Source organism: Cellulomonas sp. plas2, from assembly GCF_057221735.1.
This window is the reverse complement of the sequence record NZ_CM170155.1, coordinates 566,587-580,719: the sequence shown is the minus strand read 5'-3', so window position 1 is coordinate 580,719 and position 14,133 is coordinate 566,587. Positions and strand designations below refer to the sequence as shown.

18 protein-coding genes and 1 pseudogene are annotated in these 14,133 nt (G+C 76.0%); 10 read left to right on the top strand and 9 right to left on the bottom strand.

Translation table 11 applies throughout. From position 1 onward, the window contains the following. Positions 1 to 53: 53 nt before the first annotated feature. Positions 54 to 923, top strand: a complete 870-nt coding sequence (locus tag AC2TDM_RS02615) for an alpha/beta hydrolase (protein WP_484635739.1) — start codon at positions 54 to 56, stop codon at positions 921 to 923. Between the two features lie 3 nt (positions 924 to 926). Next, positions 927 to 1,400: a DUF4396 domain-containing protein gene (locus tag AC2TDM_RS02610; protein WP_484635738.1), complete on the top strand. Its 474-nt coding sequence runs from the start codon at positions 927 to 929 to the stop codon at positions 1,398 to 1,400. Between the two features lie 59 nt (positions 1,401 to 1,459). On the opposite strand, the gene AC2TDM_RS02605 is transcribed toward AC2TDM_RS02610, so the two are convergent. Next, positions 1,460 to 2,059, bottom strand: coding sequence for a helix-turn-helix domain-containing protein (locus AC2TDM_RS02605; protein WP_484635737.1), 600 nt, complete (start codon positions 2,057 to 2,059; stop codon positions 1,460 to 1,462). A gap of 50 nt (positions 2,060 to 2,109) precedes the next feature. Continuing rightward, a pseudogene (locus tag AC2TDM_RS02600) lies at positions 2,110 to 2,424 on the bottom strand (hypothetical protein); the annotation flags it as partial. 173 nt (positions 2,425 to 2,597) lie between these two features. Between AC2TDM_RS02600 and AC2TDM_RS02595 the strand changes: the two are divergent. The 4 genes from AC2TDM_RS02595 to AC2TDM_RS02580 all read left to right on the top strand — a co-directional run bounded on the left by AC2TDM_RS02595 (position 2,598) and on the right by AC2TDM_RS02580 (position 4,292). Further along, the gene (locus tag AC2TDM_RS02595; RefSeq protein WP_484635736.1) at positions 2,598 to 2,783 is read left to right on the top strand and encodes a hypothetical protein; all 186 of its coding nucleotides are present in this window, start codon (positions 2,598 to 2,600) and stop codon (positions 2,781 to 2,783) included. A 275-nt stretch (positions 2,784 to 3,058) separates the two neighbouring features. After that, positions 3,059 to 3,406 (top strand): hypothetical protein, encoded by a 348-nt coding sequence (locus tag AC2TDM_RS02590; RefSeq protein WP_484635735.1) that lies wholly within the window; start codon positions 3,059 to 3,061, stop codon positions 3,404 to 3,406. Continuing rightward, complete coding sequence (locus AC2TDM_RS02585; RefSeq protein WP_484635734.1) at positions 3,403 to 3,981, top strand: hypothetical protein; 579 nt, start codon at positions 3,403 to 3,405, stop codon at positions 3,979 to 3,981. Before AC2TDM_RS02590 ends, AC2TDM_RS02585 begins: the two co-directional genes overlap by 4 nt. Further along, a complete protein-coding gene (locus AC2TDM_RS02580) occupies positions 3,978 to 4,292 on the top strand; it encodes a hypothetical protein (RefSeq protein ID WP_484635733.1) in 315 nt (104 codons plus the stop codon). Before AC2TDM_RS02585 ends, AC2TDM_RS02580 begins: the two co-directional genes overlap by 4 nt. Before the next feature lie 15 nt (positions 4,293 to 4,307). On the opposite strand, the gene AC2TDM_RS02575 is transcribed toward AC2TDM_RS02580, so the two are convergent. The 7 genes from AC2TDM_RS02575 to AC2TDM_RS02545 all read right to left on the bottom strand — a co-directional run bounded on the left by AC2TDM_RS02575 (position 4,308) and on the right by AC2TDM_RS02545 (position 10,905). Further along, positions 4,308 to 4,775 carry a hypothetical protein gene (locus AC2TDM_RS02575; RefSeq protein ID WP_090033140.1) on the bottom strand — a complete coding sequence of 156 codons (468 nt, stop codon included), beginning with the start codon at positions 4,773 to 4,775 and terminating at the stop codon, positions 4,308 to 4,310. After that, positions 4,772 to 5,095: a putative quinol monooxygenase gene (locus AC2TDM_RS02570; protein WP_484635732.1), complete on the bottom strand. Its 324-nt coding sequence runs from the start codon at positions 5,093 to 5,095 to the stop codon at positions 4,772 to 4,774. Before AC2TDM_RS02570 ends, AC2TDM_RS02575 begins: the two co-directional genes overlap by 4 nt. Before the next feature lie 10 nt (positions 5,096 to 5,105). Beyond that, positions 5,106 to 6,002 carry a DMT family transporter gene (locus AC2TDM_RS02565; RefSeq protein ID WP_484635731.1) on the bottom strand — a complete coding sequence of 299 codons (897 nt, stop codon included), beginning with the start codon at positions 6,000 to 6,002 and terminating at the stop codon, positions 5,106 to 5,108. Between the two features lie 66 nt (positions 6,003 to 6,068). Further along, positions 6,069 to 7,607, bottom strand: coding sequence for a gluconokinase (locus AC2TDM_RS02560; protein ID WP_090033244.1), 1,539 nt, complete (start codon positions 7,605 to 7,607; stop codon positions 6,069 to 6,071). Then, complete coding sequence (locus AC2TDM_RS02555) at positions 7,604 to 8,662, bottom strand: L-idonate 5-dehydrogenase (protein ID WP_090033137.1); 1,059 nt, start codon at positions 8,660 to 8,662, stop codon at positions 7,604 to 7,606. The genes AC2TDM_RS02560 and AC2TDM_RS02555 overlap by 4 nt, the downstream gene beginning before the upstream one ends. A 66-nt stretch (positions 8,663 to 8,728) precedes the next feature. Beyond that, a complete protein-coding gene (locus AC2TDM_RS02550; protein WP_373308395.1) occupies positions 8,729 to 9,517 on the bottom strand; it encodes an SDR family oxidoreductase in 789 nt (262 codons plus the stop codon). After that, positions 9,517 to 10,905 (bottom strand): GntP family permease, encoded by a 1,389-nt coding sequence (locus AC2TDM_RS02545; RefSeq protein ID WP_090033135.1) that lies wholly within the window; start codon positions 10,903 to 10,905, stop codon positions 9,517 to 9,519. Before AC2TDM_RS02545 ends, AC2TDM_RS02550 begins: the two co-directional genes overlap by 1 nt. 230 nt (positions 10,906 to 11,135) lie before the next feature. Here AC2TDM_RS02545 and AC2TDM_RS02540 point away from each other — a divergent pair, with 230 nt between their 5' ends. The 4 genes from AC2TDM_RS02540 (at position 11,136) to AC2TDM_RS02525 (ending at position 14,133) form a co-directional block, all read left to right on the top strand. Beyond that, positions 11,136 to 11,855 (top strand): FadR/GntR family transcriptional regulator, encoded by a 720-nt coding sequence (locus AC2TDM_RS02540; RefSeq protein WP_090033134.1) that lies wholly within the window; start codon positions 11,136 to 11,138, stop codon positions 11,853 to 11,855. A 91-nt stretch (positions 11,856 to 11,946) separates the two neighbouring features. After that, positions 11,947 to 12,687: a rhomboid family intramembrane serine protease gene (locus AC2TDM_RS02535; protein WP_090033133.1), complete on the top strand. Its 741-nt coding sequence runs from the start codon at positions 11,947 to 11,949 to the stop codon at positions 12,685 to 12,687. Then, the gene (locus AC2TDM_RS02530) at positions 12,684 to 13,604 is read left to right on the top strand and encodes a DUF2599 domain-containing protein (RefSeq protein ID WP_484635730.1); all 921 of its coding nucleotides are present in this window, start codon (positions 12,684 to 12,686) and stop codon (positions 13,602 to 13,604) included. The genes AC2TDM_RS02535 and AC2TDM_RS02530 overlap by 4 nt, the downstream gene beginning before the upstream one ends. 1 nt (position 13,605) lies before the next feature. Next, a complete protein-coding gene (locus tag AC2TDM_RS02525) occupies positions 13,606 to 14,133 on the top strand; it encodes a 2'-5' RNA ligase family protein (RefSeq protein WP_090033129.1) in 528 nt (175 codons plus the stop codon).

Here is a 14,133-nt window from a genome sequence, read left to right as displayed (position 1 = left end):
GCTCCGCACCGGGGGACCACCGCCCGCCGCCGGCCGTTCCTGGGTCCGCCGGCATGGGACTCACTGCGCAGGAACATGACGACATCGACCGCGCCAACGCCTCCGGGCGGCCGTGCATCGTGCTGGTGCGCGGGCTGTGGCTGCTCTCGAGCAGCTGGGACCGGTGGCGCGCCGTCTACGAGGCCGCCGGGTACGCGACCATCGCGCCCGGGTGGCCCGACGACCCGGCCACCGTCGAGGAGGCGCGCGCCCACCCCGAGGTCTTCGCGGACAAGATGGTCGGCGAGGTCACCGACCACTACGTCGAGGCGGTCGCGGCCGTGTCGGGACGCCCCGCGCTGGTCGGGCACTCCTTCGGCGGTCTCGTCGTGCAGAAGCTCGCGGCGCAGGGCGTCAGCGCTGCCACGGTGGCGATAGGCCCGGCCCCGTTCCGCGGGGTGCTCCCGGTGCCGGTCTCCTCGCTGCGCTCCAGCGCCGCGGTCGTAGGCAACCCGGCGAACCTGCACCGGGCGGTCACCCTCACCTTCGAGCAGTACCGGTACGGCTGGGCCAACGCCCTGGAGGAGGACGAGGCCCGCGCGCTCTACGACGAGTTCCACGTCGCCGCCGCCGGCGTCCCGATCTTCCAGGCCGTGGCGGCGAACCTGAACCCCTTCAGCGAGACGAAGCTGGACGTCGCGGCGCCCGACCGGAGCCCGCTGCTGATCGTGTCCGGGGAGAAGGACCACACCATCCCGCACGCGGTCGCCCACGCCGCGTTCGTCCGGCAGCGTCGCAACCCGTCGCCGACGGAGTTCGTCGAGCTCGCCGGGCGGGGGCACTCGCTGACGATCGACCACGGCTGGCGGGAGGTCGCCGACACCGCCCTGCAGTTCGTCCGGACCCACCTGGTCGCTGGCGCCGGCGTCGCCGCGGAGGCCTGAGCCGTGGCCGGCACCGCCGTCCGGGGTCCTGCACCCGACTGGACCGCCGCCCGCTCGGCGACGCTGCACTGCCTGCTCGGCTGCACGATCGGCGAGGTGACCGGCATGGCGATCGGGCAGGGCGCCGGCTGGTCGCCGGTCGCGACGATCGCCCTGTCCGTGGCGCTGGCGTTCGTGGCCGGCATCGCGCTGGCCACGGTGCGGATCGCACGCCTGGGACTGCCCTGGCGACGAGCCGTCCGCGTGGCCGCGGCGGCGGAGGTGGTCTCGATCAGCGTGATGGAGCTCGTCGACAACCTGGCCCTCGCGGTCCTCCCGGGCGGCCTCACGGCGGGACCGACCACGGCCCTGTTCTGGGGTGCCATGGCCGTGGCCCTGGCCGTCGCGTTCGTCGTCACCCTGCCCGTCAACGCCCTGCTCATCGCGCGGGGTCGCGGCCACGCGCTGGTGCCGCACGCCGGGGGGCACCACTCCTGACCCCGACGGGACGGGGCAGCAGGGCCGCAGCCGGCGCCGCTGCGGCCCTGCTCGGCGCCTCACCGCCGGGCTCGGAGCTCCCGCCACTCCCGCGGCGACATGCCGTACTCCTGGCGGAAGACCCGGCTGAAGTGGGAGGCGTCGACGAACCCCCACCGACGGGCCACCGCGGCGATGGTCGTCCGGCCCTCCGCTCCCGCCGTCGCGGCGGGGTCCCGCCGGCACGCCTCGAGGCGGGCCGACCGGATCCACTCCCCGAGGCTGACGTCGGCGGCCGCCAGCACCCCGTACAGGTGCCGCACCGAGATGTGGTGTTCGGCCGCGATGCCGGCCGGGCCGAGGTCCGGGTCGCCCAGGTGCCGCCGCACGTGCTCCAGGATCCGCGCCGCCAGGGTCGGCTCCAGCGCGTCCCTGGTCCGCCGGTCCTCCCCGGCGCCGGCCAGCAGGGCCGCGCGCACCAGCTCGACCGTCGGCTGGGCCAGCGAGTCCGCGACCGCCAGGTCGCGCAGCTCGGGGCTGACCGCCACCCGTGGCAGGTACGAGGCGACCAGCCCGGCCAGGGGCTCCGAGGCGTCGAACGTGCGCGCCGACACCTCCCGGACGACCGCGTCCGGGAGCGCGAGGTCCCGCAGCGGGAACCGGAAGAAGTGCGCCTGCACGCCCTGTCGAACAGCAGCGAGTAGGGCGAGGTCGTCGTGTACACCGCGAACTGCCCCGGCTCCAGGACCGCGTGGCGGCCGTGCTGGACCATCAGCGAGCCCCGCCCGCCCTGCAGCGTCAGGAAGAGCGCGGGCTCCTCGTCCTCGCGTGCCGCGCGCGCCGTCCGTGTCACCGTCGTCGGCATCGCGGCGACCGAGCACAGCTGGACCCGCCCCAGGTCCGTCAGCGAGAGCTCGGCGCGGACCTGCTCGGGGCGCTGCGGGAGGTCCAGCTCCACGCGCACGACCGCCCGGCGGACCGTCTCGCGCAGCGCCTCCGCGCGCACGTCGGCCTCCACGTGCGACGCGCTCCAGTTGACCGTCATGTCGACACCTCCACGGGCAGCCAACGCCTCATGGTCCCGACGGTGGGTGCACTCCCACGAGGGCGCCGACGTCGACCCGTGCACGACGAGCACACCGGTTCGCACACCGAGCACATCCGCCCCCCGGGGACTCCGCAGACTCCTCGGACGGGCAGCAGCCGCACGCAGCCGTCGTGCTCAGCGACATCGCGGCGCTGCCCTGGCTCCGGGACGTGTCCGCCTTCCACTGGGCCTACGGCTCGGAGCCGCTGCGGCACGGCTTCACGGGCACGTCGCCCCAGCTCCTGCTGTACGGCCTCGCCCTCGTGGCCTACGGCCTAGGTGCCCTCGGCTTCGACCGGCGCGACATCGGCACCTGACGCCGGCCCGATGCGGCGGCGGTCCTCTTGGCTCGGTCTGGCTCGCCTGTCCGGCACGTCGGCGGCCGCTGGCGAGGGGTAGCTCACGCAGTGCGCTGCGACGCCCGTCACGGTAGGAAGACGACGACCAGCACGGTGTCGTGCCGGCTCGTCGAGGGAAGGGCACGAACGATGTCCGGTACGGCCGGGGGCAGCCTGTCCCCCACGGTGGGACTCATCGGTGTGATGGTCGTCGTGGTGATCGCCGCCGTGCTGTACGCCCGGAGGAACCGGCGATGACCGGTCTGGTGACCGCGACCGTGCTCATCGGCGCGGTGCTGGCGGTGATGGCGGTCGGCATGTGGCGGTTCCGCGCCGAGGTGGAGCAGGACGACCGCCGCGCGGCGGCGAAGGACCCCACCTCCTACCAGAACCACGCACGCTGGAAGGACATGCCGGCGAGCTCGCGTCTGGCGTTGGTGCTCACCGTCGTGCTCGCCCTGCCCGGCTTCGCGGTGCGCGCCGTCGACGACCCGCCCTGGTGGCTCTTCGCCCTGATCGGGGCCGCGGTGGTGTCCATGGTCTCGTTCGTCCTGCTGGAGCGCCGGCGCGCCCGGCGTCAGGGACTCAGCTGGCCGCGGTGATCGGCGCACGCCTCCGCCCGAGGACGGGGCGTCGGCGGGTCGAGGTCATCACCTTCGTCGTGTCCGTCGTGCTGAGCGGCATGGGGACGGGCCTGCGATCCCTGTTCGGCGAGCCGCCGCTCGACGCCTTCCTCAGCTCGGCGATCGGGGCGCTCGGCATCCTCGGCGGCCTGGCGCTCGGCGGTCTCGCCCGGCGACGGCTGCAGCGCCGCCGCGTCCGTCGTGGTCACGCCGAGGTCGTGGTCCGCGACCGCGGCCGCGCGCACCGGGGCCTGCATCCGCGGTGGCAGACGCTCACCGCTCGACCCGGACCCGGTCGGCTGGGGCTGACGGAGGCCGGGTTCGGGGTGCTCGCCGGCGGGCCCCTCGACCTGCCCGTCCTCGCAGCCCGGAGGACCGGCCGGTGGACCGGCCCGCGGGACTGGACGGTCTGGCCGAATCTGGCGGTGCTCGAGCTCACCACACCTACGGGGGCGGTCGAGCTCGGCATCCACGATGAGCACGTCGCCTGGTTGCTCGCGCAGCTCGGGCTCGCGGAGGACGTGTCGGACGGCGGTGCCAGGGTGAGGCCATGACGACGCGCGCCCGCTCCCCCTTCCCGCCCGACCGCGTGCCGAACCCCGGTTCGGCCGACATCGCGGAGAAGGCGCAGCGGCTGCTCAACGCCCTGCCGGTGCCGCCGGGCGTGCACCACGACGTGCTGCAGCCCGTGCCGGTGCTGGCGCGGCTGCGGTGGGAGCGGGACCCGGAGGAGACCGTGCGGACGGTCGCGGTGGAGTGGACGGCGAGCCGGGTGCGCGTCCGGCTGGCCGACGCCCGTCGGCACACGGGGGCGGCCTGGCTCCCGGCCACCGACGTCCGCCGGGCGCCGGTGGCGGCGCGATGAGTCGCGGTTGGGGCGTCAGACCGCGCGGAGAGCCAGGAGGAACTGACCGCCGCCGGGCGTGACCTCGGCGGTGACCGGCAGGTCCGGGGCCAGGCGTGAGACGCGGTCGACCAGCCAGGCGGCGGCCTCGTCGGCGTCCGAGCGCGACGGGCAGCGGGCGACGACCTCGCGGCCGCCCGTGCGGCCCAGCCGCTCGACGATCTCGACGATGGGCGCCGGATCGACGACGAACAGGTCCGCGCCCCACGGCACGACCGGGCGGACCGCGCCCTTGCGGGTGTTGCAGGCGCGGTGGGCCAGCCGCTCGACGGCCGGGGCCGCCTTCTTCCCCTTCTTGGCCTTGCCCCCGCCGGCGGCCGGCAGCCCGCCGCTGTCGACGCTCGGGCCGAGGTCGGCGTTGACGGAGGCGTCGGGGTCCACCGGCTCGTCGCAGAGCCAGCAGCGCCAGCCGTCGCGCGCTCCGACCTCGTCGAGGGTGCTCACGCCGGGCCGTCTGCGGTGATGCCCTCGGCGCCGTGCTCCGGCACGAGGTGCTCGACGCGCACCGCGCTCACCAGCGTGCGGACCTCGTCGAGGAACGCGGCGACCTCCGCGCGGGCCTCGTGGGCGGCGTGCGCCTCCCGGTCGCGGTAGACCTCGTAGAACAGACGCGAGAGGGGCGCGTCGTCGACCCGGTGGGTCGTGTAGACCAGCGTGCCGGGCTCCTGCGCGTGGATGTCGGGGACGATCTCGGCGACGAGGGCGTCGAAGCGCGCGGCGGCGGCCTCGTCGGGCAGGTCGAAACGGACGACGATGGCGAACATGCGTCGCACCCTACGGGGCCGCGGGCGCCGGCCGACCGGCGTCCGCGGCGCGCATGCCGAGGGCGACACCCGCGGCGACGACGAGCACGCCCGCCCACACCGGCGGCGCCGGGACCGGGCCGCCCAGCGCGATGCCGGTGAGGGCCGCCGCGACCGGCGCGACGCCCGTCAGCAGGCCGGCCCGGGCCGACCCGAGGGCGCGCACGCAGGAGTACCAGAGCACGAAGGCGACGGCGGTGACGGCCACCGCCAGGAACGCCACCGCGAGCAGGTCGTCGACGTCCAGCCGCGCCACCGCGCCGGGCCCCTCCCTGCGGCCGCCGAGTCCCAGGACCGCGGCCAGCGCGAAGCCCGCGGTCGCCATCCACGTCGTGTGCACCGACACGCCCCACGGCCCGTGCCGCCGCAGCACGGGGACGGCCAGCAGCGTGAAGCCGACCTCGCACAGCAGCACGACGACCGCCCACAGCAGACCCGTCAGGTCGCTGCGCCCGAACCCCTGCACCAGCGCCGCGCCGGCGGTGACCAGCAGCGCGGCGACCACCACGGTCCGCCGCGGCCGGCGCCCCTCCTGCACGGGCCCCGCGATCGCCAGGACCAGCGGCACCCCCGCCACCGCGACCCCGAACACCGCCGGCTCGGCGTGCTCGGCCCCGCGCACGAGCGCCACGTTGAACAGCAGCAGCCCCGCCCCGGCGACGCCCGCCAGCCACGCCCACTCCACGCCGCGCGGCCGGTGCGGCGCGTGCCCGCCGAGCCGCGCGACGAAGACCAGCAGCGCGCACGCCACCAGGTAGCGCAGCGCCTGCGCCGTCGCGAGCGGCGCGTCCGTCAGCACCCCGGAGACCGCCGCGCTGCCGCCCACGAACACCATCGCCGTCGCCCCCACCGCCACCGCTCGTCGCACGTCTCGTGATCCTGCCCCGACCGTTCCCGACGAGGGTGACGCGTCCAGATCGGACGCGGGCACGGCTCAGGACCCGTCGGCCTCCAGCGGCAGCGACGGCGCGAGCCGCCGCAGGGACGTGAACGTCGGCACCAGCGCGTCGTACAGCCCGGTGAACACCGGCAGCAGTGACCGGTACACGGCGGCGGCCGCCGGACGCGGCCGCACGGTCGTCGTCACCTCCACCATGTCCGCCACGACGTCGATGCTCTCCACGAGCCCGATCGCCTCCATGCCCAGCAGCGCGGCCCCGAAGCCGGAGCCCTCCTGCCCCTCGGCGAGCTGCACGTCCATGCCGAACGCGTCGGCCAGGGTCTGCCGCCACAGGCCGCTGCGCATGACCCCGCCGGTGGCGCGCACCTCCGACACCTCGAAGCCGGCGGCCCGCATGGCGTCCAGCACGGTCGCGAGCTGCAGGCACACGCCCTCGACGGCCGCGCGGACCAGGTGCTCGCGCCCGTGGGACCGCGTCAGCCCGACGAAGACACCCTTGGGCAGCGAGCTCCAGTGCGGCGCCCGCTCGCTCAGCAGGTACGGCAGCATGAGCAGACCGCCGGCCCCGACCGGGACCCCCTCGGCCAGCGCGAGCAGCTCCGTCTCGTCGTCGGCGTCGGGCGCGAGGGTGTCCCGGGCCCAGCCCATGACGACGCCGCCGTTGTTGATCGCCCCGCCGACGACCCAGCGCGTCGGCGTGAGCGCGTAGCAGAACACCCCGCCCAGCGGGTCGACGGCCGGGCGGTCGACGACGACCCGCAGCGCCCCGCTCGTCCCCAGCGAGCACGCCGCGACCCCGGGACGCACGGCCCCGACGCCGAGGTTCGCCAGCGGCCCGTCGGCCGCCCCGACGACGACGCGCGTGTCCGCCGGCAGCCCCGTCGCCGCCGCCCCCGCCTCCGTCAGCCCCGTCAGCACGTGCGTCGTCGGGACGATCTCCGGGAGCTGCTCCGCGGTGATCCCCGCGAGCGCCAGCGCCTCGGCGTCCCATGCGAGCGTCGCCATCTCCATGAGACCGGTCGCGCTGGCGATGGAGTGGTCGACGACGAGCGCCCCGCACAGCCGCAGCAGCACGTACTCCTTGATGCCCACCCAGAAGCCGACGCGCTCGCACAGCTTCGGCTCCTGCTCGTGGAACCAGACGATCTTCGGCAGCGGGGACATCGGGTGCAGAGGGGTCCCCGTCCGGCGGTGCAGGGCGAGCCCGCCCGGCGCCGACCGCAGCCGCTCGGCCTGGGCCGCGGCGCGGGTGTCGCCCCAGGTGACCACCTCGGTGAGGGGCTCGAGCGTCGGGGACAGCCCCAGCACGCTGTGCATCGCGGAGCTGAAGGACAGCGCGGCCACCCGCTCGGCACCGACCTCCATGACCACGTCCCGCAGCGCCGCGTGCACGGCCGCGAGGATGAGGTCGGGGTCCTGCACCGCGTGGCCGGGGTGCGGCTCCTCCAACGGGTAGCCGTGGGACGCGCTCGCGACGAGGGTGCCGGCGGTGTCGAACGCGACGACCTTCGTGCTCGTCGTGCCGAGGTCGACGCCGAGGACGAGGTCCGCGGCGCCCGCCCCACCGCTCACGCGGCCGCCCCCGCGGCCGGGTCCCCGCCCCACAGGTCGACGAGCACCTTGCCGCTGACCGTGGAGTCGGCGGCGGTGCGGAACGCGACCACGGCGTCGTCGGCGGGCAGCACGTGCGTCACGACGGACCCGATGCCGGGCTCGGCGGCCAGGAGGCGCACGGCCTCGTCGACCTCGTCGAGGAAGCGGAAGGAGCCGCGGACCGTCGCCTCCTTGGAGATGAACGGCGCGAGGTTCACCGGCCGGGGCTCGTTCGGCACCATGCCGACCTGCACGACGGTCCCGCGCCGGCGCACCGCCGCGAGCGCGGTGCTGACCGCCGCCGGCACGCCGGAGCACTCGAGCACGAGGTCGAACGCGCCCGCCGGCACCTCGTCGACGCCCACCTGCAGCGTCGACGCCGCGCCCACCGCCCGTGCCCGCTCCAGGGGCCCGGTCAGCACGTCGGTGGCGACGACCTCCGCCGCGCCCCGCGCCAGCGCCGCCGCGACGGCCAGCAGCCCGATCGGCCCGGAGCCGGAGACGAGCACCCGCGCCCCCTCGACGACCGGTGTCCCGTCGAGCGCGAGGCCCGCCATCGCCACGCCGTGCAGCGCGACCGCGAGGGGCTCGGCCAGCGCCGCGCGCCGCAGCGGCAGGTCCGCCGGCAGCACCCGCACCTGGTCCCGCCGCACGACGAGGAGCTCGCTCATGCCGCCCTGCGTGTGCGGGGTCGTCGACGCGCTGCCGAGGTACGCACCGCCCGGCCACAGGTGCGGCGCGTCCTCGACCCCCGGCTGCGACGTGCCGAACGTGGCCGGGTGCAGCGTCACGGGCGTGCCCGGGGCCAGCTCCCCCGCCGGGTCGGTCTCGACCACCCCGACGACCTCGTGCCCGGGCACCAGCGGCTCCCGCACGACGAACTCGCCGTTGGCGCCGTGCGCCCAGTAGTGCAGGTCCGAGCCGCAGATGCCGCCGTACGCCATCCGGAGCCGGACCTGGCCCTCGCCCGCCTCGGGCGTGGGCACCTCCTCGACCCGCAGGTCGTCCTTGCCGTGGATCACCAGGGCGCGCACGGCGCCACCTCCTCGTCGAGCGGTACCGGGAGAGCGGGGCCGGGCCGGGGGCACCGGCCCGGCGGGTCACACGACCGCGGACATCCCGCCGTCGACCGACAGGTTCTGCCCCGAGACGAAGCTCGAGGCGTCGGAGCTCAGGAACAGCAGCGCGCCGACGAGCTCCTCGACGCGCCCCCACCGCTGCGCCGGCGTGCGCTGCTTTACCCAGCCGTCGAAGGTCGGGTCCTGCCACAGCGCCGCGTTCATGTCCGTGGCGAAGTAGCCGGGCGAGATCGCGTTGACCTGGATCCCGAACCGCGCGAGGTCGGCCGCCATGCCCTGCGTCAGCGAGGCGAGCCCGCCCTTGCTGGCCGAGTAGGGCGCGATGGTCTGCCGCGCGAGCCGCGACTGCACCGACGCGATGTTGACGATCTTGCCCGAGCCGCGCGCGACCATCCCCGGCGCGACCTGCCGTGAGACGTAGAACGCGCTCGACAGGTTCGAGGAGATGACGGTGTCCCAGTCCTCGACGGCGAACTCCTGGATCGGCGCCCGCCGCTGCACGCCCGCGTTGTTGACCAGCACGTCGGGCACGCCGTGCTGCTCGACGAGGGCCCCCACGGCGTCGGCCACCGCGGCGGCGTGGGTCACGTCGAAGGTGACCGACGCCGGCCGGGTGCCGGTGCGCGCCTCGAGGTCGTCGGCGACGGCCTCCAGCGCCGCGGTGTCGCGGCCGTGCAGGACCACGCGCGCCCCGGCCTCCGCCAGTCCGGTGGCCATCGTCCGGCCGAGGCCGCGCGACGACCCGGTGACGAGCGCGAGCCGCCCGGTGACGTCGAACAGGCCGCCCACGGCCGTGCTGCCCGCGGCCATCAGACCGCGCTCGCCCCGACGAAGATCACCGAGATGATCGCGAAGGCCAGCACGGACTCGATGGTCTGCTGCACGGTCCACGTCTTCAGGGTGGTCTTGACGTCCATGCCCATGAGGCGCCCCACGAGCCAGAAGCCCGAGTCGTTGACGTGGCTGGCGAAGACCGAGCCGGCCGCCGTGGCGAGCGTGATGCAGGCGACCTGGAGCGCGTTGTAGTCCCCGGCGGTGACGGCCGGGGCCATGAGGCCGGCCGCCGTGACCAGGGCGACCGTGGCCGAGCCCTGCGCGAGCCGCAGGATGACGGAGATGACGTAGGCCGCGACGATGACGGGCAGGCCGATGGAGGCCAGCGAGTCGGACAGCGCGTCGCCGATGCCCGACGTGCGCAGGACGCCGCCGAACATGCCGCCGGCGCCGGTGATGAGGATGACCGAGCAGACCGGGCCGAGCGAGGAGTCGAGGACCTTCTCCAGCGCGGTGCCCTCGACGCCGCGCCGCGAGCCGAGGACGACCATCGCGACGAGCACGGAGATGAGCAGCGCGATGGAGGACGTGCCGAGCAGCGTCAGGACGCGGACCCAGCCGGCCTCCTCGTCGACGGCGCCCGCCGCGGCGGCCGCGTCGAGCCCGGTGTTCATGAAGATGAGGACGAGCGGCAGGGCCATGACGGCGATGACCGTGCCGAACCGCGGCGGGTTCGTCGGCTGGTCGTCGTCGACGGCGCCGAAGAAGCCCGGGACCGGCAGGACGTACTTGGTGCCGACCCGCTTGCCCCAGATGTAGCCGGAGACGTACCAGACGGGGAACGCCAGGATGATCCCGACGATGAGCACGACACCCAGGTTGGCGCCGTAGAGCTCGGTCGCTGCGACGGGACCGGGGTGCGGCGGCAGGAACACGTGCATGACCGAGAAGGCGGCCGCGGCGGGGATGCCGTAGGCGAGCACGTTGTTGCCGCCCAGGCGCCGCGCCACCGCGAAGATGATCGGCAGCATGACGACGAGCCCGGCGTCGAAGAAGATCGGGAAGCCCATGATGAGCGAGGCGAGGCCGAGCGCGAACGACGCCCGCTTCTCCCCGAACCGGGCCACGAGCGCCTCGGCCAGCACCCGGGCGCCGCCGGAGTGCTCGACGAGCTTGCCGAGCATCGCGCCCAGCCCGATGAGCAGCGCGACCGTCCCCAGCGTGGAGCCGAAGCCCCCGACGAGGGTGTTCACGATCTCGCCGATCGGGATGCCGGTGGCCAGCGCCGTCAGCAGCGAGACCACGATGAGCGTGAGGAACGCGTGCAGCTTGAAGCGGATGACGAGCACGAGGATCAGCGCGATCGCCGCGGCGGCGATGCCGAGCAGCGGTCCCGCGCCCAGTGTCTGGGTCCAGTCGTCCATGGGGATCTCCGTCGATCGAGGGGGTCGTGTCCTGCGCCGGGGATCCGGCCTGCGTGCCGGGCGGCGTCGCCCGGCGCGCCACCGTCGCAGAAAAGTACGACTATTAGCAACCCTGCTGGTGGACTCCTGCGTTGGAGACCCCGTCCCGACCCTGGCCCTCCCGCCTAGACTCCGCCACCGGCCGGTGCCGCCCACGACCGGCGGCAGCCGCACCAGACCGAGGGGGACGCATGCGCGGAGGCCTGCACCTCGGCGTCCTGGACCGCTTCGGCCAGGAGATCGCGGGCGGCCGACGGCCCGCCGGCACGGTCCTCACCCTGGCCGGCCTCGAGGCCGAGCTCGGGGTGTCCCGCACGGTGGTGCGGGAGGTGGTCCGCGTCCTCGAGGCGGTCGGGATGGTCGAGGCGCGGCAGCGCGTCGGCGTCCGCGTCCTGCCCGAGGACCGCTGGAACGCGCTGGACCCGCAGGTCATCCAGTGGCGGCTGGCCGGACCGGGCCGGCACCGGCAGCTCGTCGCCCTGACGGAGCTGCGCATGGCCGTGGAGCCGACGGCCGCCCGCCTCGCCGCCCGGCACGCGAGCACCGCCGACCGCGCCCGGCTGGCCGAGCTGGCGGCCGGGCTGCGCCTCATGGGCGAGGAGGGCGAGGGCCGCAGCGAGGCGTACCTCGCCGCCGACGTGGCCTTCCACGTCCTGCTCCTGCAGGCCGGCGGCAACGAGATGCTCGCGGCGCTCACCGGCCCGGTCGCGGAGGTGCTGGCGGGCCGCGCGACGCTCGGCCTCATGCCCGCGCTGCCCGTCGCGGACGCGCTCGACCACCACGAGGCCACGGCGGCCGCCGTCCTGGCCGGCGACGAGGACGCCGCCGAGCGGCACGCCCGCGCGGTGGTGCAGGAGGTCTGGGACGCGGTCGTCGCGGCCGGCGGCGGGCAGCGCCCCCCGCGCCCCTGAGCCCATCCGCCACTGCCGACGCCACTGCCGACGCCACGGCCGACGCCACCGCCGGCGCCCGGGCGGGGCCGCGGTCGCCTACCGTTCACGGGTGATCCCCATCGCGGACGACAACTCCCGCCGCCGCACGACGCCGTGGGTCACCTACCTCCTGCTCGTCACCAACGTCGCCGTCTTCGTCTCCACGGCCCTGTCGACGCCCTTCGAGCAGGCCCTGACGTTCGCGCGGTACGCCGCCGTGCCGGCCCTCGTCACGAGCGACCCGACGACGTGGCCGACGCTGCTGACCTGCACCTTCCTGCACGCCTCGTGGCTGCACCTCGGCGGCAACATGCTGTACCTGTGGGTGTTCGGCGACAACGTCGAGGACGCCCTGGGCCACGTCCGGTACCTGAGCTTCTACCTGCTGGCCGGCGTCGCCGGCAGCGTCGCGCAGGTGCTCGTCGACCCCTCGGGCACGGTGCCGCTCGTCGGTGCCAGCGGGGCCATCGCCGGTGTCCTGGCCGCCTACGTCGTGCTGTTCCCGCGCGGGATGGTGCGCACGATCGTCGTCATCGTGCCGCCGCTGTTCGTGTGGCCCGTGCTGCCGGCGTGGCTGCTCATCGGCGTGTGGTTCCTCCTGCAGTTCTGGTCCGGGCTCACGTCGCTCACCGGCCTCGCCGGGGGCGGCGTCGCCTACTTCGCCCACGTCGGCGGGTTCGTCGCGGGGCTGGTGCTGGCGCGGGCGCTGGCCCGTCCGGAGCGCGTGCGGCGCGGCGTCGACCGCCGGGTCCGGCTCGTGGACCCCTACGAGGCGCGGCGGCTCGAGCGCCGGCGCGGAACCCGGTGGTGACGCCCTCGCGGGCGCCGGTCGCGCTGGTGGCGGCCGCGCTGCTCCTCGTCGGGGGCGCCGCCGCGTGCACGGCGGGGACGGACGGCCCGACGAGCACCGGGACGACGAGCACCGGCACGGGCCCGGCGGCCTCCGCCGGCCCGACGAACGGCACGACCGGCGGCCCGAGCGGTGGCCCGAGCGCGCACGCGGCCCCGGCCGACGCCGCCGACGTGCGCGCCCGGGGCACCGCCCTCACCGCGGGCGACGTGACGCTGGCGGTCCTGCCCGCGCCCGGCACGACGCTCGTCGTCGAGGCGGGCCCGGACGGCTCGGCGCTGGCCCGGCTCACCCCCGGGGCGACGGCGGCCCGGTCCCCCGTCGCCTGGCTGGCCGCTCCGCCGGACCGCTCGCTCGTCGCGGAGGACGACGGGACGGTGGTCGTCACCGATGCGGCGGGCGGGTTCGTCGCGGGCGTCGCCGCGCCGGGGACGGCCCCGGCCGCCGACGGGACGACGTCCGTCCCCGGGCCCCGCGGGGCGGGCGTCGTCCCCGGTCCCGACGGCACCCTCGCGGTCATGCTCCCCGCGAGCCCCACCTCGACCGCCGGCACGACTCCGGCCGAGCTGCCGCTGTGGCTCGCCGCGACCACCGTCCTCGACGCGCGGTGGGGCGACCGCGAGGGCGGGCGGTCCCTGGCCGTGACCCCCTCGGCCTGGGCGCGCGTGGGCGGGGCCGCCGCGGCGGAGGGCGTGTGGGCGCAGCTCGTCGCCCGCGAGCCGGAGGCCGGGACGACGTCGATGCACGACCAGCTCTGGTGCCACCAGCTCGGCGCGCCGACGAAGGCGACCTGGAACCTCGAGCCGTGGCGGCCCGAGGTCGACACGCTCGAGCTGCTGGCCGCCGGCTGCAACCCGGTCGAGCAGGGCGAGGGCTGACGTGCCGCGCCTCCACGCCCTGGAGCTCCTGCCCGACGGGGCCGGCGACGCCGCGGTCCGCGCCGACTGGCAGGCCCTGCGCGACGCGGACCTGCCGTCCCAGCTCGACCACACCGGCGCGACGAACGCCCCGCACGTCACCCTGCTGCCCGCCCCCGCGCTCGACGAGCCGCTGCTGGCGCGGGCCGCGGCGCTGGTCGGGCCCCTCCTGCCGCTGGAGGTGCGCGCGGCGGGCCTCGTCGTGCTGGGCGGGGAGCGGGTGACCCTCGCGCGGCTCGTCGACGTGCCCGACGCGCTCACCGCGGCGGCGCTCGAGCTGCGGGCCGCGGCCCCCACCACGCCGCACCCCGGCTGGCTGGCGCACGTCACGCTGGCCCGGCGGCTGCCACGCGCCGACGTCGGGCGGGCGCTGGCGGTGCTGGGGCACGCCGACGTCGTCCTGCGGCTGGTGGCGCTGCGCCGGTGGGACCCGGAAGCCGGGACGGTGACCACCCTGGTCAGCGCTGACGGGACGCCGACGACGCCGTAG

Coding starts and splice junctions, on each gene's coding strand:
- AC2TDM_RS02615 (WP_484635739.1), top strand. CDS start 54: ATGGGACTCACTGCGCAGGAACATGACGACATCGACCGCGCCAACGCC.
- AC2TDM_RS02590 (WP_484635735.1), top strand. CDS start 3,059: ATGACCGGTCTGGTGACCGCGACCGTGCTCATCGGCGCGGTGCTGGCG.
- AC2TDM_RS02580 (WP_484635733.1), top strand. CDS start 3,978: ATGACGACGCGCGCCCGCTCCCCCTTCCCGCCCGACCGCGTGCCGAAC.
- AC2TDM_RS02570 (WP_484635732.1), bottom strand. CDS start 5,095: ATGTTCGCCATCGTCGTCCGTTTCGACCTGCCCGACGAGGCCGCCGCC.
- AC2TDM_RS02550 (WP_373308395.1), bottom strand. CDS start 9,517: ATGGCCGCGGGCAGCACGGCCGTGGGCGGCCTGTTCGACGTCACCGGG.
- AC2TDM_RS02545 (WP_090033135.1), bottom strand. CDS start 10,905: ATGGACGACTGGACCCAGACACTGGGCGCGGGACCGCTGCTCGGCATC.
- AC2TDM_RS02540 (WP_090033134.1), top strand. CDS start 11,136: ATGCGCGGAGGCCTGCACCTCGGCGTCCTGGACCGCTTCGGCCAGGAG.